General features: G+C 61.6%; 1 protein-coding gene. It reads right to left on the bottom strand.

Annotated elements, in window-relative coordinates:
• Window positions 1-214 (bottom strand): transposase (locus tag FNJ47_RS55885; RefSeq protein WP_236000664.1); only part of this gene is annotated, 214 nt, incomplete at its 3' end.
• Window positions 215-216 lie beyond the last annotated feature (2 nt).

Consider the following 216-nt stretch of genomic DNA (forward strand, 5'->3'; position numbering starts at 1 on the left):
AAACACCCTTGATGCTCCATCGGCTGAAGCGCCGGAACACGCTGTTCCAATCGCCGAAGACCTCCGGGAGATCGCGCCAGGGAGACCCCGTACGCACGATCCACAGCACTCCTTCAACGAACATTCGGTTGTCGCGTCCGGTCGAGCCCTTCTGATCGGGGCGCCCTATGATCAACGGCGCCATCCGCTTCCACGCCGCGTCGCTCAATACCAAAC

The organism is Bradyrhizobium uaiense (assembly GCF_010811875.1).
GTDB lineage: Bacteria > Pseudomonadota > Alphaproteobacteria > Rhizobiales > Xanthobacteraceae > Bradyrhizobium > Bradyrhizobium uaiense.